Below are 19,180 nucleotides of genomic sequence, written 5' to 3' on the forward strand. Positions count from 1 at the left end.
TGCTGTTGCGGCAATTTCTACAGGGTCCGGGTTCGCCGTCTCACGGGGTCCCGCGTCACCCACGCGATGGACTACCGCATCAGGAAGCCGGCGCATTTGCCGTCTCGCACCGCCAGCATCACCAGCAGGTCGTCCTCGCCCGCGCTCGGGTCGACGCGGTACAGATGGACGTCGAGCCCTGTCTTGCGGTAATTGCCGAGGTAGTCCGTGTCGTAGCCCGGCGCGAGCACCGGCTGTACGGAGCCGCTGACGCGGCCCAGCGCTTCCGGCGTCACGGCGGCACGCACACTCTCGTCGCAGGCGTCGTGAAAGCGCTCCACCTTGTTGTGGATGGTGGCATCCATCAACGTTTCGTAGAGCGTCTGTACGTCCGGTGGCGGTGCCGAGGCGGATCGGTTCTGGGCCAGCGTGGCGGCGCACAGGCCGAGCAGGCTCACGGCGGCGATCAGTCGTTTCATCGTGTGTGCTCCAGTGCTGCAAGGGGCAGGTCGTTCCCGTCGCGCAGCAATGCAGGGGCCCGCCGGCACACGGTTCGTGCTGCGACCGCGGCCAGGTGAGCGGGCCATTTCCGACCAACCCGCCCGGCAGGAAAGCCGTCGCGACCGGTCCGGACAGCGCGCATCGGCCAGGCCATTCAAGGCAATGCGTGGCCCCATGAAAAAGGGCCTGACGTTGCCGTCAGACCCTTGCACTTTCATCTCTTGGTGCCGGTGACCGGAATCGAACTGGTGACCTTCGCATTACGAATGCGCTGCTCTACCAACTGAGCTACACCGGCAAAGAGACCGCGATTCTAGCAAATTTTGCGACCGGGATGGAAGCCCGTCAGCCGGCCGCGTCCACGTGGTACGAGGTGACCCGCTCGACCTCGTTCTTCGAGCCGAGGATCACGCTGACGCGCTCGTGCAGCTTGCCCGGCTGGAGGTCGAGCACACGTTGCAGGCCGTTGGTCGCGGCGCCGCCGGCCTGCTCGACGATGAAGCCCATCGGGTTGGCCTCGTACATCAGGCGCAGCTTGCCGGGCTTCTCGGGCTCGCGCTTGTCCCACGGGTACATGAAGATGCCGCCGCGGGTGAGGATGCGGTGCACGTCGGCCACCATCGAGGCGACCCAGCGCATGTTGAAGTCCTTGCCCCGAGGCCCTTCCTTGCCGGCCAGGCATTCGTCGATGTAGCGCTTCACCGGCGGTGCCCAGTGGCGCATGTTGCTCATGTTGATCGCGAACTCCTTGGTGTCCTCCGGGATCTTGACGCCGTCCTGCGTCAACACCCAGGACCCCTGCTCGCGGTCGAGCGTGAACATGGCGACGCCATCGCCCACGGTCAGCACCAGCGTGGTCTGCGGACCGTAGATGCAGTAGCCGGCCGCGGCCTGCTGGTGGCCGGGCTGCAGGAAGTCGCCCTCGCTGACGCCGGTGTGCCCTTCGGGCTTCTTCAACACCGAGAAGATGGTGCCGATGCTGACGTTGACGTCGATGTTGCTGGAGCCGTCGAGCGGGTCGAACAGCAGCAGGTACTCGCCCTGCGGGAAGCGGTTGGGCACCAGGTAGATGCCGTCCATCTCCTCGGAGGCCATCGCCGCGAGGTGGCCGCCCCATTCATTGGCCTCGATGAGCACTTCGTTGCAGATGACGTCCAGCTTCTTCTGCACCTCGCCCTGCACGTTCTCGGTGCCGGCGCTGCCGAGCACGTCGCCCAAGGCGCCCTTGTTGACGCTGATCGCGATGCGTTTGCACGCACGCGCCACCACCTCGATCAGCAGGCGCAGCTGCCCGGGGATGTGCCCGTGCATGCGTTGCTGCTCGACGAGGTATTGCGTCAGGCTGACTCGTTTGCCCATTGCGGACTCCCTATGTAGTGATGAATCAATCGGCCAGCGCGCGCGTGACGATCTCGCGCACGTCGTCGCTCAGTTCGCCCTTGGCGGCCACGCGGGCGATCGCTTCGCGTGCGGCGCTGCGGTAGGGCTCGGCGAGCTGCTTCCAGCGGTCCATCGCGCGCGCCAGGCGGGCGGCGAGCTGTGGGTTGATCGCGTCGAGTTCCAGCACCCGCTCGGCCCAGAACACGTAGCCGGCGGCGTCGGTGCGGTGGAAGGCCGCCGGGTTGGAGAAGCACAGCGCAGTGACGAGGCTGCGGGCCCGGTTCGGGTTGCGCAGCGAGAAGTCGGGGTGCGACATCAGCGTCTTCACGCGCGCGAACACGCGGCCGCCTTTCTCGGGTGCGGTGGCCTGCAGCGCGAACCACTTGTCGACCACCAGCGCCTCGTCCCTGAACATCGCGTGGAAGCGCTCCAGTGCCGGAGCGGCCAGCTCGCTGTGGGCGCCGACCAGCGCGCTCAACGCGCCGAGCCGGTCGGTCATGTTGCCGGCGTCCTTGAAGCGCTGGTAGGCCTTGCCGGGCCACAGCGGCACCTGCTTCTCGGCCGCAGCCAGGCACAGGTAGGCGAGCGACAGGCTGACGAGCGCACGGCGACCGGTCGAGACCGGGTCGGGCGAATAGCCGCCTTGGTCCTGGTGCACCTCGTAGGCCCACTCCCACTCGGCATGCAGCGCATGCGCGAGCTGCAGGCGCATCGACTCGCGCACCGCGTGGATGCGCTGCGGGTCGACCTCTTCCAGCTGTTCGGCAATGTAGCTTTCGCCGGGCAGCGTCAGCACCAGTTCCTTGAAGGCGGCGTCCAGCGCCGGGTGGCGGATCACCGCGCGCATCGCGTCGACGTAGGCCCCGTCGAGCTGCAACACGCCGTCGCCCTTGATCGCCGCGAGCAGTCGGTTCAGCGCCAGGCGCTGGCCGGCCTCCCAGCGGTTGAACGGGTCGGCGTCGTGCGCCAGCAGCGTCAGCAGGTCGGCGTCCGACAGCGTGTCTTCGAGGATCACCGGGGCCGAGAAGCCGCGCAGCAACGACGGCACCGGCTCGACCTCGATGCCGGTGAATTCGAAGCGTTGCGCCGCTTCGCTCAGCACCAGCACGCGCTCGGTGCCGGCCGGGGCGTTCTCGCCGACGAGTTGCAGCGGCAGGGGCTGCGCGTTGCGGCCGACCAGCCCCAGGGCGACCGGGATCACGAAAGGCTGCTTCTCGGACTGGCCCGGCGTGGGCGGGCAGTGCTGGCTCAGCTCGAGCGTGTAGGTGCGCATCTCGGCGTTGTACAGGCCGCGGGCTGCGACGCGCGGCGTGCCGGCCTGGCTGTACCAGCGCTTGAACTGCTCCAGCTTGTGCGCCAATGCGCTGCCGGGGTTGGCGTCGGCAATGGCCTGCGCGAAGTCGTCGCAGGTGACGGCCTGGCCGTCGTGGCGTTCGAAGTACAGCGTCATGCCCCGCGCGAAGCCGTCGCGGCCGACCAGCGTCTGCATCATGCGCACCACTTCGGCGCCCTTGTCGTAGACCGTGGCGGTGTAGAAGTTGTCGATCGCGAGATAGCTGTCCGGGCGCACCGGGTGGGCCATCGGGCCGGCGTCTTCCGGGAACTGGTGCTGGCGCAGCGTGCGTACGTCGTCGATGCGCTTGACGGCGCGCGCGCTCGGCGTGCCGGCCAGGTCCTGGCTGAACTCCTGGTCGCGGAAGACCGTCAGGCCTTCCTTCAGGCTGAGCTGGAACCAGTCGCGGCAGGTGACGCGGTTGCCGGTCCAGTTGTGGAAGTACTCATGGCCGACCACGCTCTCGATGCCGGCATGGTCGACGTCGGTGGCCGTGGCGGGGTTGGCGAGGACGTACTTGGTGTTGAAGATGTTCAACCCCTTGTTCTCCATCGCGCCCATGTTGAAGTCGCTGACCGCGACGATCATGAAGCGGTCGAGGTCGAGCGACAGCCCGAAGCGACGTTCGTCCCAGGCGACCGACGCGATCAGTGAATGCATGGCGTGCTCGGTCTTGTCGAGGTCGCCGGCGCGTACATAGACCTGCAGCAGGTGCTCGCGTCCGGACGCGGCGCGGATCTTCTGCTCGCGGCACACCAGTTTCGCCGCCACCAGCGCGAACAGGTAGCTGGGCTTGGGGAAGGGGTCGTGCCACTTCGCGTAGTGCTTGCCGTTGTCCAGCGGGCCCTGCTCGACCAGGTTGCCGTTGGACAGCAGCACCGGGTACTTGGCGCGGTCGGCCTTCAGCGTCACGGTGTAGACGGCCATCACGTCGGGCCGGTCGAGGAAGTAGGTGATGCGCCGGAAGCCCTGTGCTTCGCACTGGGTGAAGAAACCGCCGCTGGAGGTGTACAGCCCCGACAGCTGGGTGTTCTTCTCGGGCGAGCAGGTGTTGCGCAGCTCGAGCGTGAACGACTCCGCAGGCAGGTTCTCGAGCACCAGCTGCTGGTTCTCGACGCGGAACGACACCGACTCGCCGTTGACCAGCACCCGCAACAGGTTCAGGTCTTCACCGTCCAGCCTCAACGTCTGCGTGGTCGCGTGCGGATTGCGCTCGACCTGCATGCGGTTGGTGACGAGAGTCTTGACCGGGTCGAGATCGAAGGTGAGTTCGACCGAGCGGATCCAGTAGGCCGGCGCGGCGTAGTCTTCGCGCCGGATGACGGTGGCAGTGCCTTCACGCATGGTGGGTCTCGCTACATTCTTTTGGGTTGAGGGCGGTTCAGCATGTGGCCATGCGGTCCGCCCTGGAAAGACTCGATGTCAGCTGAACTCCAACAGAGTATCGATCTGCTTCGAAATGCCTGGAAGAAACGTTTGGTCCAGCCCGAACGAGCCCCGCAGTGTCGCGCCTTCCGGTGGGTTCGCTTGAACTTCGAACGTGCCGGTCCAGTTCCGCAGACGTGACCTGCCACTGCGTCGTGCCTTCAAAACCGGGAACCCGTATCTCCACACCGAGTTCGATCGAGTCCAGATAGGGCCCACCCTGTCCTTCGACCCGACGAACGGATGGGATCAGTCGGAGGAGAAAATCTTCGGCCTGGATCTTGATCATGGCGTGGCTGGTTGCTCTCGCTGAGACCCCTGGCTTCAAATGCCTTGCTTCAGGCTGGCTTCGATGAACGCGTCCAGGTCACCGTCCAGCACCTTCTGGGTGTTGGAGATCTCGACGTTGGTGCGCAGGTCCTTGATGCGGCTCTGGTCCAGCACGTAGGAACGGATCTGGTGGCCCCAGCCGACGTCGGTCTTGGAGTCCTCCAGCTTCTGCTGCTCGGCCATGCGCTTGCGCATCTCGTGCTCGAACAGGCGCGATCGCAGCATCTGCCAGGCCTCGTCGCGGTTGCGGTGCTGCGAGCGGTCGTTCTGGCACTGCACCACGATGCCGGTCGGCATGTGCGTGAGACGCACCGCCGAGTCGGTCTTGTTGATGTGCTGGCCGCCCGCGCCCGAAGCGCGGAAGGTGTCGGTGCGCACGTCGGCCGGATTGATCTCGATCTCGATCGAATCGTCCACCTCGGGGTAGACGAACACGCTGGCGAACGAGGTATGACGCCCGCCGGAAGAGTCGAACGGGCTCTTGCGCACCAGCCGGTGCACGCCGGTTTCGCTGCGCAGGTAGCCGAACGCGTATTCGCCCTCGACCTTGATGGTCGCGCTCTTGATGCCAGCGACGTCGCCTTCGGACTCTTCCATGACCTCGGTCTTGAAGCCCTTGCGCTCGCAGTAGCGCAGGTACTGGCGCAGCAGCATGCTGGCCCAGTCGCAGGCCTCGGTACCGCCCGCGCCGGCCTGGATGTCGATGAAGCAGTTGTTCGGGTCGGCCGGGTTGCTGAACATCCGGCGGAACTCCAGCTGTTCCACCTCTTCGGTCAGCTCGCGCACCTCGGCCTCGATGTGGGCCAGGCCGTCGTGGTCGGCGTCCTCGCGCGACAGCTCGTACAGCTCGGTGTTGTCCGACAGTTCCGAGGCGAGGCGGCTGATCGTCAGCACCACGCCTTCGAGCGTTTTCTTCTCACGGCCCAGTTCCTGGGCATGTTTCGGGTCGTTCCAGACGGTGGGGTCTTCCAGCGCCGCGTTGACCTCGCTCAGGCGGTGGGATTTGGTCTCCCAGTCAAAGATACCTCCGTAGTTCGGCGGTCCGGCGGGTCAGGTCTTCGAGTTCCGCCCCGAGGGCATTGATGCGTTCTGCGTCCATGGTCTTGTCCTTTGCGAAACCGGCGATTTTCTCATGCACGCAGAACCCGCCGGCGCTAGGTCGCTTTCAGGAACGCCTCGATGCGTTCGGCCAGTGCCTCCGGCTGGTCGTGGTGCAGCATGTGCCCCGCAGGACTCAGCACGTGGCGTTCCAGCTTCGGCACCACAGCGAGACGGGCTTCGAAGTCAGCGCGCGGGTAGCGATCGCCCCACCATTTCGTGACGTCGGTGCGGTCGCCCTCGACCCACAGCACCGGTGCGGTGATGCGCTCCCAGCAGGCCAGCACCTCTTCCTTGCGGTAGAGCACCGGGTTGGCGCGCTTGTGCGCCGGGTCGCCGAGGATGACCCAGCGGCCGTGCTCGTCCTGACGCGACCAGTGCGCCGCCAGCCAGGCTGCGCGATCTGCGCGCAGCAGAGGGTTGTTCTTGCGCAGGCGCTCGGCCACCGCGTCGAGCGAGTCGTAGCTGCGCAGCTGCTGCGCGGTCTTCAGGTCGTCGAGCCACTGTCCGTAACGCTTCGGCGCCTGCGACGGCCGGCTGTCGGGCAGGCCGAAGCCTTCGAGGTTGACCAGACGTCGTACCCGTTCGGGGCGCACGCCTGCATACAGCATCGCGACGTTGCCGCCCATGCTGTGGCCCAGCAGGTCGATCGGCTGGCCGGGCACCAGCTGGTCGAGCAGGGCGTCCAGGTCGGCGAGGTAGTCGGGGAACCAGTAGGTGTCGGTGTTCGGGGTTTCGGTGAGCCCGAAACCGCGCCAGTCGGGCGCAATCACGTACCGCTCGGCGGCGAACGCGTCCACCACGAACTGGAACGACGCGCCGACGTCCATCCAGCCGTGCAGCATCACCAGCGTCGGACGTTCTGGGGTTGCGACGGACGGGTGGCCCCAGCGGTGTACGTGGTAGCGCAGGCCACGGACGGGCAGCGAGAGGGAAGATCTGGCGCGGTGCTCGGTGTAGAAGGGCGTGTCGGTCGTCATGCGGACAGAGTGTGTCGGAAATGCCGCTCCCGTGCTGACGCCGAGGCGACGGGTCGCTCGAAGGCTCCGCAGCGGCTGCACACGGCGCTATGACGCGTCCGTTCCTAGCCACTCGCGTTTGAGTTCAGCGGTGGGAACCGGCGAGCGCAATCGGCCATGCACAAGGTCGCGCAGGCGGATGCGCCAGAAGTGGTGGAACGGATCGAAAACTTCGTGCATGCGGGGCCGGCCATGGAACTTCACGATGACGGCGCCGTCGACCATGGCGCGCGCTGTGACCGGGTTGCGCCGGCCGGTGCGCACCGCATTTTTGTAGCTGACCACCAGGCCCGGGGGGAACAACTCGACGCGCTGCTGCGCCGAGTGCTTTTCAACCACAGCACGGATGAAGTCCTGGTCGCCCGCAACCTTCTGCGCATAGCTCTCTCCGGCCACGAAGGCATCGTAGATGAAGCGCAGCGGCTCGGGCCGGATGCGCATGACGCTGGAGTTGTAGCCCTCGTGATGCCAGTCGTCGACGATGACCAAGTCTTTTTCACTGCCGAAAGCGACGTCCAGCAGCGGTTGCATGCTGCCGCGGATCACCAGGGTGAGATCGAGGTAGAGGAATTCGGCAAACGGCACGTAGGCGGGGTTGAACAGCCCGAGCTTGCGCGTCGTGGCCCGCATGCCGGGTCGATCGAGTTCACGCCAGCCGGAACAGTCGACGCTTTCGACGCCGGCCGGGAGCTTGCGCGGGCGGTCGGTGTAGCACACCAAACGGAACGGCCGGTCGCAATGACGCGCGAGCATGTCGTACATGCGGCCGACGTACTGATCGCCCAGGCCGTAGAAATCGCCCAGGGCGAGGCAGACGATGGGAAGGGTGCTCACGGCTTGAGAGGGGATGCCAGGTGCATGCTCGAAGAAGATGGCGCGGTCAGTCTACTGCGCGAGTTCCTGCCGCAGGCGCTCCAGGTCGCTGGCGTCGTACATCGCGCGCAGCTGGCGGTCGTTGCCGCCGCCTTGCACGTTGCTGCGGTTCAGCGAGCTCTTCTGCGTGCCCCGCACCTCGACGAAATGCACGGCACGAGGCCGGGCCTGTCGAACCCGGAAGCCATGCCGCAGCGCCTGAGCATGCAGCCAGATGTCGTCCGCCCGCGGGCAGACGCTGCGAAAACCGTCGCCGGCGTCCTTGAGCACTTGCTGGAACGCAGGCGGGTAGACGACGCCCGAAACGCCCGTGGCGAAATGCAGGTGGCTCGGTCGCGTGTCGGTGCATGAGCGCCAGTTGTCATACGGGACGAGTCCCTCACCGTCCAGCCGGACGTGCTTGGCGCGCAGGCAGTTGATGCAGTCCGGATAGGCGGCGTAGGCCTGCATCAGTTCCTGCAGCCAGTATTTCGGGTAGATGACGTCGTCGTCGGCCGTGACCAGGGGAAGGTCGAAATGCGGCTGGGACTGCACGTACGGAAAGTACTTCTTGTGCGGGCCGAGATCTTCGCAATACCGTATGTCCAGGCCGCGCGCCGCGAGGCGCCGCAGGGTGTCGGGAAGGTCGCGAACCCGTTCGGCCTCGTCGAGCCACAGGATCAGGCGGGAGGGCTTCAGCGTTCCCCGGCCGATCGATTCGATGGCGATGTAGACGATGGGTATGCGAGGCCCGAAGGTCGTCAGCGACACCACGGGCCCGGCAGGATCGGTCACCGGGTCTTGCGAGGAGCGGTTGCGATAGTAGAGCTTGAGGGTCTCGAGCCGTGACAGCAGCCGGTTCTTCTTGTGCAGGACAAACGGGTTTCTCATGGGGCGGTTCGCTTGGCTGGCGCGCTCACGCGAAAACAGTGCGCAGCAGCGCGTCCGCAGCTGCCTGCTGCTGCTGCAGGTACAGGCGCAGGCCCTGCTCTTCGGCCGGTGTGAACGCCGCCGCGCGCACCAGTTCTGCGGGCTGCGCGCCGAGCCGTCGCACGTCATCCAGCCCGCTGATCTTGCGACGGGCGATGTCGAGGCCGGCGTCGCGCAGCACGTGATCGATCTTCGCGGTGTTCGATGCGATGTAGAGAAACGGCATCTGGTTGCACAGGCAGTACATCACCGCATGGAAGCGTCCCGTGATCAGAAGCGCGGCGCGCTGTGCGCTGGCATGAAAGGTCGCGCGCGACTGGTGGCGCAACACGTTGAGCAGCAAGGAGGGGTGCGGCCGCAGCCTTCGCGCGCCTTGCGCGAACACCTGCCACGCGCTGCGCAGCGGCACGTTCTTGCTGGACAGCAGCTTGAAATCCTTCACGCAGGCATAGTCGGCGCCGAAGTGCTGGCCGATCTGCAGCAGGGCGCGGGTCGCGTCGTCGAGCACCGAGTCCGTCACGGCGATGCGGGCGCCGCTGCTGGACCGGGCAGCGCGGGGAAAGGATTGCAGGCTGAGGTCGCCGACGACCAAGGGTTGTGCGTCGGGTTGCTGTGCGCAGAAGGAACTCGCAGCGTGCGACTCGCGAAACGCCAGCAGGTCGCAGCGCATGAGCAGGTCGGCTGTGATCTGCGAGTTGTCGCTGTAGCAGCTGTTGATGAGCGCGACGCGCTTGCCTTCCGACTTCGCGACCGCGGCGAAATGCGCGATGTTCTTGCACCCCCGGCTGTCGCCGTGCAGGGTTCCTTCACCATTGATGACGATCAGTTCGGAGCCCGAGAGCAGCCGGTGGTAGTCCTTGCCGGTGATTTCGGTGCTGACGCGGTGCGCCGCCGCCTCGGTGTAGCCGTGCACCTTCGCGGCTTGGCGGATGGTGCGGACGACCGCGTCGCTGCCGATATGCAGGTCGGGCGTGGTGTCGTTGACGAGGGTATAGCGCTTCATCTCTTGTGACGGTCCTCGCTCAACGGTCCAGGAAGGACAACCGGCCGGCTTGCTGCAACTGTTCGGCGTACGCTCGCTCGGCGAACCACGGATGGCCTTCCCAGCCCTGGAAGCCGAAGCCGGCGAGTGCAATCGAGTGCCTGGCCAGGACGGGGTCCCGGGCCAGGTGCGCGAGCGCAACGCCCCCCGAGCTGGGTGTCCACAACGGCATCCTGCGGGGGTAGCCGTCGAAGCCCGGCTGCGCCTTCACGAATGCGACCACCTCGTCGAACACCTCCTGCGGCATCGGCGAGCAACGCAGGCCGTGGTGGGACAGCACCTGCGTCAACGCTTGCGTGCGGTCCACGCCGGTGCCCCGCTTGCCGCGGAGGATGCAGTGCAGCAGGCGCCGCAGCGGAACGCGCGGGTAGCTGAACACCACGTCGCGCGCGCCGCTGCCGGCGATCGTGCGGTGCAGCTCTTCCGAGCCGATGAATCGCCGGGCGACACCGCCGGTGTTGCACAGGTACACCCGGTCGGTGCGCCGGCCGTACTCTGCCCCAAGCGCTGCGCAGGTGTTGATGCGCGCGACGAAGTCGGCGCCGTCGATGATGCGGCGCAGATCCTCGCGTGGAGGGGCGTTGCCGACAAGTACCGCGAGTCCCATGGATGTCGAGTCGGCGGACGGGATCAGGCGGCTGGAGCGCCGTAGTACCCGACATACCAGTCGACGAACCGCCGGATGCCGTCCTGCAGCCTCGTCGTCGGCCGAAAACCGACCCAGCGCTCGAGGCGCTCGACGTCGGCATAGGTGGCCGGCACGTCGCCGTCCTGCATCGGCAGCAGGTTGAGGCGGGCTCGCCGGCCGGTGGCCGATTCGATGCAGGCGATGAAGTCCAGCAACTGCTCGGGCTGGTGATTGCCGATATTCAGGACACGGCAGGGGGGCCCTTCGCCGGCGTCTGGCGTTCGGTCGAGGACCCGTACGATACCTTCGACGACATCGTCGATGTAGGTGAAGTCGCGCGCCATCCGGCCATGGTTGAACACGTCGATCGGGCGGTCCTCGAGGACCGCCTTGGTGAAAGAGAAGTAGGCCATGTCGGGCCGGCCCCAGGGGCCGTAGACCGTGAAGAAGCGCAGGCCGGTGGCGTGCAAGCCGTACAGGTGGCTGTAAGAGTGGGTCATCAGCTCGTTGGCACGCTTGGTGGCAGCGTACAGGCTGACCGGCCGGTCCACCGGGTCGTCCTCGGAGAAGGGCATCTTGGTGTTGCCGCCGTACACGCTGGAGCTGCTGGCGTAGACCAGGTGCTGCACCGTCGCATGCCGGCACGCTTCGAGCACGTTCAGGTATCCCACCAGATTGCTGTGGCCGTAAGCCATCGGGTGGTGGATCGAGTGGCGCACGCCTGCCTGGGCCGCCAGGTGGACGACCTTCTCGAAGCCCCCTTCTGCGAACAGCGCCTGCATGGCTTTCGTGTCAGCGACGTCGAGCCGCTGGAACCGGAAGCCCGGCTGCGGCTGCAGCTGCGCCAGTCGGTCGGCCTTGAGCTGCGGCGAATAGTAGTCGTTCAGGTCGTCCACGCCGGTGACCTCGTCACCTCTCGCCAACAGGCGCTGACACACGTGCATGCCGATGAAGCCGGCCGCGCCGGTGACGAGTATCTTCATGGAATTCGGATCTGAAATGCGCGATTGTGCCCGGTTCGTCTTACAGCAAGGCCACGCCGCAGGCCTGGAAGACGGCGCTGATATCGCGCTTCTCTGCGTCCGACTTGAAGCGTATGCGATCCCATCCGAACGCGGCCACTTCGGTGTCGGCGCCGTAGATCTGTTTGGCGAACAGCAGGGCCGACGAGCGCACGCCTGCCACTGCATCGAAATGCTCGTGTGCCAGCCAGGATTCGAGCGGTTCGTCGAGGTCGAGCACCTCGTAGCCCGGGCGCCAGAGTTCGCGCTGCGCATCCTTGGGGTGGCCCTTGTAGAGCACCTGGTCGATGTTCCGGCTGCGCAGCCACTGCTCGATCTCTTCGCTCGCGGAGAGCATGCCTGCCGAGTCCATCAGGCCAAAACCGGTGAGGGGCTGCCCGATCACCAGCGCGCGCCTCGGCGCGCCCCGTACCGGCGATGCTGCCACGGCGGCCAGCGGCGGCAGCGTGACGGCCTTGGCGGCGGGATACTCGTGCGGCAGGCCGGGCAACACGTAGATGCGGTCGCAGAACGAGGCGTCCGAGCCGATGCGGTCGCCGGCGAAGGTCGTGTAGTCGAGTTCGGGAGCGGCCAGGCGGCGCAGCTTGCGCAGGTGCTGGGCCAGCCGCTTGGCCGGTGTCAACGGGTACCTGCGGATGCTGATCACGCCGTCCGGCAGGATGCGCGCGCTCAACGTGCGCGCACCGCAGGCACGGGGCAAGGCACGCAGGAAGTAGTTGATGGCCTCGGTGTCGAACACGGCGCTGTGCAGGTGCAGCTCGTCGCAGCGTCCCGCCAGTTCGGCCACCAGGCGCACGTTCTGGCGCAGCCGGCGGTGACGTCCGAACCAGCCGGGCAGCGGGTCCCACCGGGGCCAGGGCATGTAGGCGCAGGCGTCCCAGCGTGCCGGTCTGACGATGGCTGCGAGGCTGCGCTTGTACCAGATCAATACCTGCCGGGCGCCGGGTTCGAAGTGCGCGGCGATTTGCTGGGCCGCGAGGTACTGCAGCGGTGACGCGACGAAGTAGACGGCGACGATGCTCATCTTCGTGGTCGGCTCACCTGCCGAGGCCGGCCACGGCCTGCTGGTAGACCGCCCGGTTGCCGCGCACCATCGCCTCCACCGAGAATTCGTTCAGCGCCAGCGCACGGCCGGCGCCGCCGTACTCGGCCCGCAGTGCCGGTGCGTCGAGCAGGGTGACGATGCCACGCGCCAGGGCCGGCGCATCGCCGGGCTCGATCAGGATGCCGGTGCGGCCGTCGACCACGATCTCGGGAATGCCACCGGCGCGCGCTGCCACCATCGGCACGCCGCAGGCCGCGGCCTGCAGCAGCGCGACGCCCAGGCCCTCCATCGTAGCGGGGTGGACCACCACGTCGAGGCAGGGCAGCACCCGCTGCAGATCGTTGCGAAAGCCTGCGAGCACGACACTGCCCTGCAGCCCCCGGGCGCGGATCAGTTCGTCGATCGCCGGTTGCTCCGGGCCCTGGCCGAACAGCAGCACGCGCGCGCGGGGATGAGCCTGCAGCACCGCCGGCATCGCGTCGATCAGCGTACGGTGGCCCTTGCGCGCGATGAACTGCGCCACCATCGCCAGCACCGGTTGGCCGGGCTCCAGCCCGAACTCCGACAAGAACCAGGGCCGGTCGCCGCCGCCGGGCCGGTAGCGTTCGGTATCGACCGAGCTGTGCACGCAGACGACCTTGTCGGCCGGTACGCCTTCGTCGAGCAGCACGTCGCGGATGCCGTTCGAGATCGCGATCACGCGTCGGTACAGCCGATACTTGAGGGCCACCCAGGCGCGCGACTCGGGGTTGTCGACGCGCCGGCTCAGCACGGCGGGCACACCTTCCAGCCGCGCCGCCAGGCCGCCCCACAGGTCGCTGCCGCGGCGGCTGTGCAGGTGCACGACGTCCGGGCGCTCCTGCCGGATCAGCTTGCGCAGCCGGCCGACCAGCCCGACGTCGGCATCACCCTTCATCGGCATCTCGTGCACCGCGGTGGCATACGGCCGTGCGGCATCGGCGATCGCACTGCCCGTCGGGCACGCGAGCAGGTGCTGGTCGCCGGCCCCGTGCAGTCCCTGCAGCAGGAAGACCACCTGCAGCGCGCCGCCATACAGGTGCATGCCCGCCTCGACGTGCAGGACCTTCATGGCTGGGCCTCCAGCAGTCCCAGCGCCTGGGCGTACACGGCGTCGACGCTGTGCAGCCGCATGCAATCGAAGCGGTCGTCGCAGGTCGGATGCCGGTGGCAGGGCGAGCAGTCGAGTCGTTCGTACATGATGCGCGTCGTGGGCGTGCGTGCGTCGAGGTAGGGCCGGGTCGAACCGAACAGCGCGACGGTCGGTACCTTCAGCGCAGTGCCCATGTGGGTCAGCCCGGTGTCCACACCGATCAGCACGCTGCAGCGCGCGATGGCGGCGGCCGTTTCGTCGAGCTTCAAGGCGCCGGCGAGGTTCACGGCGCCTGGCGCAGCCGCCGTGATGCGTGCAGCCGCCTCGGCGTCCGACGGGCCGCCGAGCAGCACCGGCACCAGGCCGGCCTGCTTCAGCCGTAGCGCCAGCGCGGCCCAGCGGTCTTCGAACCAGTGTTTTTGCGGCCGTGTCGTGAAGGGGCACAGCGCAGCAAACCGGCCCACGGCGCCGGCTGCCTGCAGCCTGCCGGCGGCCGTGTCCCGCGCCGCTGCGCCGAGCGCAAGGTCGAGCTGGAACGACGAAGCGGGTGCTCCCAGGTATTTCGCGAGGAAACGGTATTCGTTGCCGATCGGCTTGGTGGGATTGGGCGGCGGCACCGCCCGTTCGGTCATCAGCCGGTGGCTGCCTTCATGCCCGATCAGGCTGATGCGACGCGGTGCGCCCGTCAGCCGAGCCCACACCGCGCTCTTCAACAGCCCTTGTGCGTCGATGACGAGGTCGAACCGGCGCGACTTGAGCTCGCGCCGGAAGTCGCGCGCGCGGCGCCACAACTCGGGCAGGCGTCGCTGGCGCCACAAGGCCTGCCATTCGCCGCGCGGCCATACGATGACTTCGTCGAGGCGAGGGTTGTGCCGCAGCAGCGGTGCGGCCGCCGGCTCCACCAGCCAGGCCAGGTGCGCTTGCGGGTGCAGCTGCCGCAGCGCCGGGATCAGGCCGGAGGCCATGACGACGTCGCCCAGCGCCGACAGCCGGATGACAAGGATGCGATTCATCGGCCCGACCGGCGTTCGGCGGCCAGCCGTTCGTACAAGGCCAGGTAGGCGTTCACGACGGCGCTCTCGTGGTGTTCGGCCTGCACCGTGCGGTGGCCGGCATCGGCCAGGCGCCGGCGCTCTGCGGACGGCAGCGCCAGCATCGCGCTCAGGGCTTGCGCCAGGCCCGCCGGGTCCGACAGCGGTGCCAGCAGCCCGTTGACGCCTTCGTCGACCAGCTCGGTGGCACCCTCGTTGCGCGTGCTGAGCACCGGCAGGCGGTGCTGCCAGGCTTCCAGGATGACGTTGCCGAGCGGCTCGTGGCGCGACGGGCAGACGAACAGGTCGGCCAGCGCGTAGAACGGCGTCGGGTCGTTCTGCCAGCCGGCCCAGCGCACCCGCTCGCGCAAGCCCAGCTCGCCGCTCAACGACTCCAGCGCCTGCCGGTCCGGACCGTCGCCCGCGATCACCAGGACGGCGGGCGGTCCGGCCGCATCGGCCGGCGTGGCGGCCCACGCGCGCAGCAGGTCGGCGAAGCCCTTCTTCTCGATCAGCCGGCCGAGCGCGAAGACGACCAATGCCTCGTCGGACAGGCCGAGCTGTTGCCGCAGCGCCCGGCGTTCATCGGCGCTCACGTCGCGCGGCTGCGGCACGAAGTTGCCGATGTGGAAGATGCGTTCCGACGGCAGGCCCTGTGCTTTCAGGTAGTCGCAGATGGCCTGCGTGTTGCCGACCCAGGCGTGGGCGTGTTCGTAGTAGCCGCGGATCTTGTAGAAGCCGCCCAGACGTGCCACGTGCAGCGCGGGGCTGTGGCGCGGCAGGCGCGTCAGGCGTGTGGCACGGCCCATGTAGGTCTGCACGACGTCCGGCCGGCGCTCGGCGATCAGCCGCGTCAGACGCCAGCGCGAATACAGGTCCCACTTGGCGGCCAGCGGCAGGTGCAGCTGCTCGACCTCGGGCCGCATTTCGCGCGCAACCGGGCTGCCCGGCCGGGTGACGGCGAGTGTCGGGTGACCGGCGCGCGTCAGCGCCTCGACCAGCCGGATGAAAAAGCGGTCGGCGCCGCCCAGCTCGCGGCTGCCGAGCACGTGGATGGACGTCACCATCGGTTCAGGCTCGGCCCGCCGACGACGCGGCATCGGCCTCGCGGGCGGCCTGCGCCAGTTCGGCGAGTGTCACGGCGGCCGTGCCGACCTTGCCGACGGCCACCGCTGCACCCAGGTTGGCCAGCTCCGCTGCTGCCTGCCACCCGAGCCCCGCGGCGATGCAGGCGGCCAGCACGGCGATCACGGTGTCGCCCGCGCCCGTCACGTCGTAGACCTCGCGTGCGCGGGCGGGAATGTGGTGCGCCGCGGATGCGCCGCGCTCGAGCAAGGTCATGCCTTCTTCGCCGCGCGTGATCAGCAGCGCCTGCCATTCCATCTGCTCGAGCAGAGCCTGGCCCTTGTCCACCAGTTCCCGCTCGGTGCGGCAGACGCCGGCCGCGCGTTCGAATTCATGGCGGTTCGGTGTGATGGCGGTCGCGCCGCGGTAGACGGCGAAGTCCGCCTGCTTCGGGTCGACCAGGACCGGCCGGCCGGCGCGGCGGCAGCATGCGATCAGCGCCGGCACGTTGAACAGCGCACCCTTGCCGTAGTCGGACAGCACCACCGCGTCCATGCCGCCGAGCAGGGGCTCGAAGCGCTGTACCGGCAGGCTGGCCGAGGCGTCGGGCGTGTCCTCGAAGTCGAGCCGGATCATTTGCTGGTGATGGCTCAGCACACGCAGCTTGACGATGGTGGGGCGCGAGGCGTCTTCCTCGAAGCGGCACTGCACGCCGGCGTGGTCGAGCAGCTGCGCGAGCGTGCGCGCCCCGTCGTCGGCGCCGACGCGGCCCATCAGTTCGACCGAGGCGCCCAGTGCACGCAGGCCCAGCGCCACGTTGGCGGCGCCGCCGGCGCGATGCTCGACATGGCGGATGTTGACCACCGGGACGGGCGCTTCCGGCGAGATGCGGGTCGTGCTGCCGGTCCAGTAACGGTCGAGCATCACGTCGCCGGCGACCAGCAGGCGGAGCGTCGAGTAGTCGGGGATGCGCATGGGGTGGTCATTCCACGTTGGAGAACTGCAGCCGGTGCAGCCGTGCATAGATGCCGCCCTGTTGAAGCAGTGTCTGGTGCGTGCCGGCCTCGGCAATTCTGCCTTGGTCCAGCACGACGATGCGGTCGGCATTGACGATGGTCGACAGCCGGTGGGCGATGATGATGGTCGTACGGCCCCGCTTCAGATTGTCGATCGCAGCCTGCACGGCGCGTTCCGATTCGGTGTCCAGCGCCGAAGTGGCTTCGTCGAGCAGCAGGATCGGCGCATCCTTCAGCAGCGCCCGAGCGATGGAGATGCGCTGGCGCTGGCCGCCCGACAGCCTGGCGCCGTTCTCGCCGATCTGCGTGCGCAGGCCTTGCGGCAGCGCGCGGATGAAATCCATCGCATGCGCCGCCTCGGCCGCCCGGATGATGTCCGCTTCGTCGACGTCGCCATGGCCACCGTACGCGATGTTGGCGGCCACCGTGTCGTTGAACAGCACCACATGCTGCGTCACCAGCGCCAGGTGGGTGCGCAGGTTCGCCAGCTTCAGTTCCCGCGTGTCGACGCCGTCGAGCAGGATGGTCCCCGTCGTCGGCGGGTAGAAGCGGGGAATCAGCGAGACCAGGGTCGATTTGCCGCTGCCCGAGGCGCCGACCAGTGCGACGGTTTCCCCGGGCCGGATGTCGAGGTCGACGCTGCTCAGCGCGTCGCGCTCGGTCGACGGGTAGCGGAAGCCGACATCGACGAACTGGAGCCGCCCGTCGACGTGTTCCAGTTCGCGCGTGCCGTCATCGGGCTCGCTCGGGGCGTCGAGCACCTCGAACACGCTGCTGGCTGCGGCCAGCCCGCGCTGCAGCGGCTCGTTGACGTTCGACAGACGCTTCAACGGCGCCAGCAGCAGCGCCATCGCACCGAAGAACGAGACGAAGCCGCCGACCGTCAACGCATTGCTTTGTGACTGCAGCGCGGCGTAGTAGATGATCGCCGCGAGTGCCAGCACGGCGATGCCCTGCACGATCGGGCCGTTGGCGGCCGACGTCGCGGCGACCTTCATCGCGTAGCGCCTCAGGCCGCCTGCCACGTCGGAAAAGCGCCGCGATTCATAGGCCTCGCCGCCGAAGATCTTGATCTCCCGGTGGCCGCCGATCACCTCCTTGATGACGTGGTTCATGTTGCCCATGCTCGTCTGCTGCGCGCCGCTCAAGCGCCGCAGCCGCCGGCTCACCGAACGAATCACCAAGGCAATGACCGGCAGCACCGTGAAGAAGAGCAGGGAAAGCCGCCAGTTCAGATACAGCATGTAGCCGAGCAGCCCCATCACCGTCAGGCTGTCTTTGACGATCGTGATGAGCGCGCTGGTGATGATGGGGCTGATCTGCTGCGCGTTGTGGGACAGCTTCGACATCACCCGGGCGCTCGGTTCGTTGTCGTAGTAGCTGGTCGGCAGTTGCAGCAGCTTGTCGAACAGCGCGCGACGCAGGTCGAGCACCACACCGGTGGCGACCTTGTTCAGCGCGGTCGTGTGCACGAAGTCCGAGGCCCCGCGCACGAGAAACAGCACCACGATGGCCACCGGCGTCAGGTGAATCACACGCGGGTCCTTGTCCACGAAGCTGCCGTCGAGCATGACCTTCAACAACGCGGGCAGTGCGGTTTCCGTGGCGGCATACAGCACCATCGCTGCGATGCCGAGCGCGAAGGTGCGCCAATAGGGCCGCGAGCGGGCCAGGACGCGCTTGTAGAGGTCGAATTGCTTGTCGTGGGTCATCACCACTTCCGTGGAAACCAAGAGCGCGATTTTCCACGCTTCGGCCGCGGCCGGCCGGACACCCTTCCATAATGCCGCGCATGAGCTTGCATATCCGTCCCGCCGACCCGACCGACGTACCCGCCCTGGTCGGCCTCATCACCGCCCTGGCCGAGTACGAAAAGCTGACTCATCTGCTGCAGATCACGCCCGAGAAGCTGCAAGCGCAGTTGTTCGGCGCCCGTCCGCCCGCCGAGGCGGTGGTGGCTGAACTCGGCGAGGGCGCCGACCGGTGCGCGGTCGGGTTTGCGCTGTTCTTCACCAACTTCTCGACCTTCCTGTGCAAGCCGGGGCTGTACCTGGAAGACCTGTTCGTGCTGCCGGCGCACCGCGGCGCCGGCGTCGGCAAGCTCCTGCTGAAACACCTGGCGGCCCTGGCCGTCGAGCGCGGCTGCGGGCGTTTCGAATGGAGCGTGCTGGACTGGAACGAACCGGCGATCCGCTTCTACGAGGCGATGGGCGCCACCGTGATGCCGGATTGGCGCCTCTGCCGGGTGACCGACGACGCGCTGCTGCATCTGGCGCGTCGGGGCTGAACCGGCGGCGTGGCATGCTGCCCGCCCGGCGTTGCGGCGCGCCTCCCCTGCAAGCCCTGATAGTCCGCCGGGTGACGGCTCGCTAA

17 protein-coding genes and 1 tRNA gene are annotated in these 19,180 nt (G+C 67.7%); 1 reads left to right on the forward strand and 17 read right to left on the reverse strand.

All coding sequences use genetic code 11. From position 1 onward, the window contains the following. Window positions 1–71 precede the first annotated feature (71 nt). From M8A51_RS07845 to msbA, 17 genes are all read right to left on the reverse strand, one after another. Complete coding sequence (locus M8A51_RS07845) at window positions 72–458, reverse strand: hypothetical protein (protein ID WP_251777653.1); 387 nt, start codon at window positions 456–458, stop codon at window positions 72–74. Window positions 459–702: 244 nt separating this feature from the next. Further along, window positions 703–778 (reverse strand) — tRNA-Thr (locus M8A51_RS07850). Window positions 779–825: 47 nt separating this feature from the next. Continuing rightward, window positions 826–1,839, reverse strand: coding sequence for a class 1 fructose-bisphosphatase (locus M8A51_RS07855; protein ID WP_251777654.1), 1,014 nt, complete (start codon window positions 1,837–1,839; stop codon window positions 826–828). A gap of 25 nt (window positions 1,840–1,864) precedes the next feature. After that, a complete protein-coding gene (gene pepN, locus M8A51_RS07860) occupies window positions 1,865–4,537 on the reverse strand; it encodes an aminopeptidase N (RefSeq protein ID WP_251777655.1) in 2,673 nt (890 codons plus the stop codon). Between the two features lie 405 nt (window positions 4,538–4,942). Next, window positions 4,943–6,047 (reverse strand): peptide chain release factor 2 gene (gene prfB / locus M8A51_RS07865; RefSeq protein WP_251777656.1). Its coding sequence is split into 2 segments (ribosomal slippage): window positions 4,943–5,965 and window positions 5,967–6,047, totalling 1,104 coding nucleotides; the frame shifts between segments, so codons are not numbered across the junction. 55 nt (window positions 6,048–6,102) lie between these two features. Then, complete coding sequence (locus M8A51_RS07870; RefSeq protein ID WP_251777657.1) at window positions 6,103–7,026, reverse strand: alpha/beta fold hydrolase; 924 nt, start codon at window positions 7,024–7,026, stop codon at window positions 6,103–6,105. A gap of 87 nt (window positions 7,027–7,113) precedes the next feature. After that, window positions 7,114–7,899 (reverse strand): hypothetical protein, encoded by a 786-nt coding sequence (locus M8A51_RS07875; protein ID WP_251777658.1) that lies wholly within the window; start codon window positions 7,897–7,899, stop codon window positions 7,114–7,116. 51 nt (window positions 7,900–7,950) lie between these two features. Beyond that, a complete protein-coding gene (locus tag M8A51_RS07880; RefSeq protein WP_251777659.1) occupies window positions 7,951–8,808 on the reverse strand; it encodes a hypothetical protein in 858 nt (285 codons plus the stop codon). Window positions 8,809–8,833: 25 nt separating this feature from the next. After that, entirely contained in the window at window positions 8,834–9,850 is a 1,017-nt protein-coding gene (locus M8A51_RS07885; RefSeq protein ID WP_251777660.1) for a polysaccharide pyruvyl transferase family protein, read from the reverse strand. Between the two features lie 19 nt (window positions 9,851–9,869). Next, window positions 9,870–10,496, reverse strand: coding sequence for a hypothetical protein (locus M8A51_RS07890; protein WP_251777661.1), 627 nt, complete (start codon window positions 10,494–10,496; stop codon window positions 9,870–9,872). 23 nt (window positions 10,497–10,519) lie between these two features. Next, a complete protein-coding gene (locus M8A51_RS07895; RefSeq protein WP_251777662.1) occupies window positions 10,520–11,500 on the reverse strand; it encodes an NAD-dependent epimerase in 981 nt (326 codons plus the stop codon). A gap of 40 nt (window positions 11,501–11,540) precedes the next feature. Then, window positions 11,541–12,563, reverse strand: a complete 1,023-nt coding sequence (locus M8A51_RS07900) for an alpha-2,8-polysialyltransferase family protein (RefSeq protein WP_251777663.1) — start codon at window positions 12,561–12,563, stop codon at window positions 11,541–11,543. A gap of 13 nt (window positions 12,564–12,576) precedes the next feature. Further along, on the reverse strand, window positions 12,577–13,674 hold the full coding sequence (locus M8A51_RS07905) for a glycosyltransferase (protein ID WP_251777664.1): 1,098 nt from the start codon (window positions 13,672–13,674) through the stop codon (window positions 12,577–12,579). Beyond that, a complete protein-coding gene (locus M8A51_RS07910) occupies window positions 13,671–14,708 on the reverse strand; it encodes a glycosyltransferase family 9 protein (RefSeq protein WP_251777665.1) in 1,038 nt (345 codons plus the stop codon). Before M8A51_RS07910 ends, M8A51_RS07905 begins: the two co-directional genes overlap by 4 nt. Then, window positions 14,705–15,793, reverse strand: coding sequence for a glycosyltransferase (locus M8A51_RS07915; protein WP_251777666.1), 1,089 nt, complete (start codon window positions 15,791–15,793; stop codon window positions 14,705–14,707). The genes M8A51_RS07910 and M8A51_RS07915 overlap by 4 nt, the downstream gene beginning before the upstream one ends. Before the next feature lie 4 nt (window positions 15,794–15,797). Continuing rightward, window positions 15,798–16,766, reverse strand: a complete 969-nt coding sequence (gene rfaE1 / locus M8A51_RS07920) for a D-glycero-beta-D-manno-heptose-7-phosphate kinase (RefSeq protein ID WP_251777667.1) — start codon at window positions 16,764–16,766, stop codon at window positions 15,798–15,800. 7 nt (window positions 16,767–16,773) lie between these two features. Further along, the gene (gene msbA, locus M8A51_RS07925; RefSeq protein WP_251777668.1) at window positions 16,774–18,519 is read right to left on the reverse strand and encodes a lipid A export permease/ATP-binding protein MsbA; all 1,746 of its coding nucleotides are present in this window, start codon (window positions 18,517–18,519) and stop codon (window positions 16,774–16,776) included. Between the two features lie 71 nt (window positions 18,520–18,590). Here msbA and M8A51_RS07930 point away from each other — a divergent pair, with 71 nt between their 5' ends. Continuing rightward, window positions 18,591–19,094, forward strand: a complete 504-nt coding sequence (locus M8A51_RS07930) for a GNAT family N-acetyltransferase (RefSeq protein ID WP_251777669.1) — start codon at window positions 18,591–18,593, stop codon at window positions 19,092–19,094. Window positions 19,095–19,180: the final 86 nt, after the last annotated feature.

Origin of the sequence: Caldimonas mangrovi (genome assembly GCF_023721835.1) — a bacterium.
Lineage (GTDB): Bacteria > Pseudomonadota > Gammaproteobacteria > Burkholderiales > Burkholderiaceae_C > Caldimonas > Caldimonas mangrovi.

What these genes read in the sequence shown, in the direction of transcription:
- M8A51_RS07845 (WP_251777653.1), bottom strand. Translation starts at nt 458, where the DNA reads ATGAAACGACTGATCGCCGCCGTGAGCCTGCTCGGCCTGTGCGCCGCC.
- M8A51_RS07855 (WP_251777654.1), bottom strand. Translation starts at nt 1,839, where the DNA reads ATGGGCAAACGAGTCAGCCTGACGCAATACCTCGTCGAGCAGCAACGC.
- pepN (WP_251777655.1), bottom strand. Translation starts at nt 4,537, where the DNA reads ATGCGTGAAGGCACTGCCACCGTCATCCGGCGCGAAGACTACGCCGCG.
- M8A51_RS07870 (WP_251777657.1), bottom strand. Translation starts at nt 7,026, where the DNA reads ATGACGACCGACACGCCCTTCTACACCGAGCACCGCGCCAGATCTTCC.
- M8A51_RS07880 (WP_251777659.1), bottom strand. Translation starts at nt 8,808, where the DNA reads ATGAGAAACCCGTTTGTCCTGCACAAGAAGAACCGGCTGCTGTCACGG.
- M8A51_RS07885 (WP_251777660.1), bottom strand. Translation starts at nt 9,850, where the DNA reads ATGAAGCGCTATACCCTCGTCAACGACACCACGCCCGACCTGCATATC.
- M8A51_RS07890 (WP_251777661.1), bottom strand. Translation starts at nt 10,496, where the DNA reads ATGGGACTCGCGGTACTTGTCGGCAACGCCCCTCCACGCGAGGATCTG.
- M8A51_RS07895 (WP_251777662.1), bottom strand. Translation starts at nt 11,500, where the DNA reads ATGAAGATACTCGTCACCGGCGCGGCCGGCTTCATCGGCATGCACGTG.
- M8A51_RS07900 (WP_251777663.1), bottom strand. Translation starts at nt 12,563, where the DNA reads ATGAGCATCGTCGCCGTCTACTTCGTCGCGTCACCGCTGCAGTACCTC.
- M8A51_RS07905 (WP_251777664.1), bottom strand. Translation starts at nt 13,674, where the DNA reads ATGAAGGTCCTGCACGTCGAGGCGGGCATGCACCTGTATGGCGGCGCG.
- M8A51_RS07910 (WP_251777665.1), bottom strand. Translation starts at nt 14,708, where the DNA reads ATGAATCGCATCCTTGTCATCCGGCTGTCGGCGCTGGGCGACGTCGTC.
- M8A51_RS07915 (WP_251777666.1), bottom strand. Translation starts at nt 15,793, where the DNA reads ATGGTGACGTCCATCCACGTGCTCGGCAGCCGCGAGCTGGGCGGCGCC.
- rfaE1 (WP_251777667.1), bottom strand. Translation starts at nt 16,766, where the DNA reads ATGCGCATCCCCGACTACTCGACGCTCCGCCTGCTGGTCGCCGGCGAC.
- msbA (WP_251777668.1), bottom strand. Translation starts at nt 18,519, where the DNA reads ATGACCCACGACAAGCAATTCGACCTCTACAAGCGCGTCCTGGCCCGC.
- M8A51_RS07930 (WP_251777669.1), top strand. Translation starts at nt 18,591, where the DNA reads ATGCCGCGCATGAGCTTGCATATCCGTCCCGCCGACCCGACCGACGTA.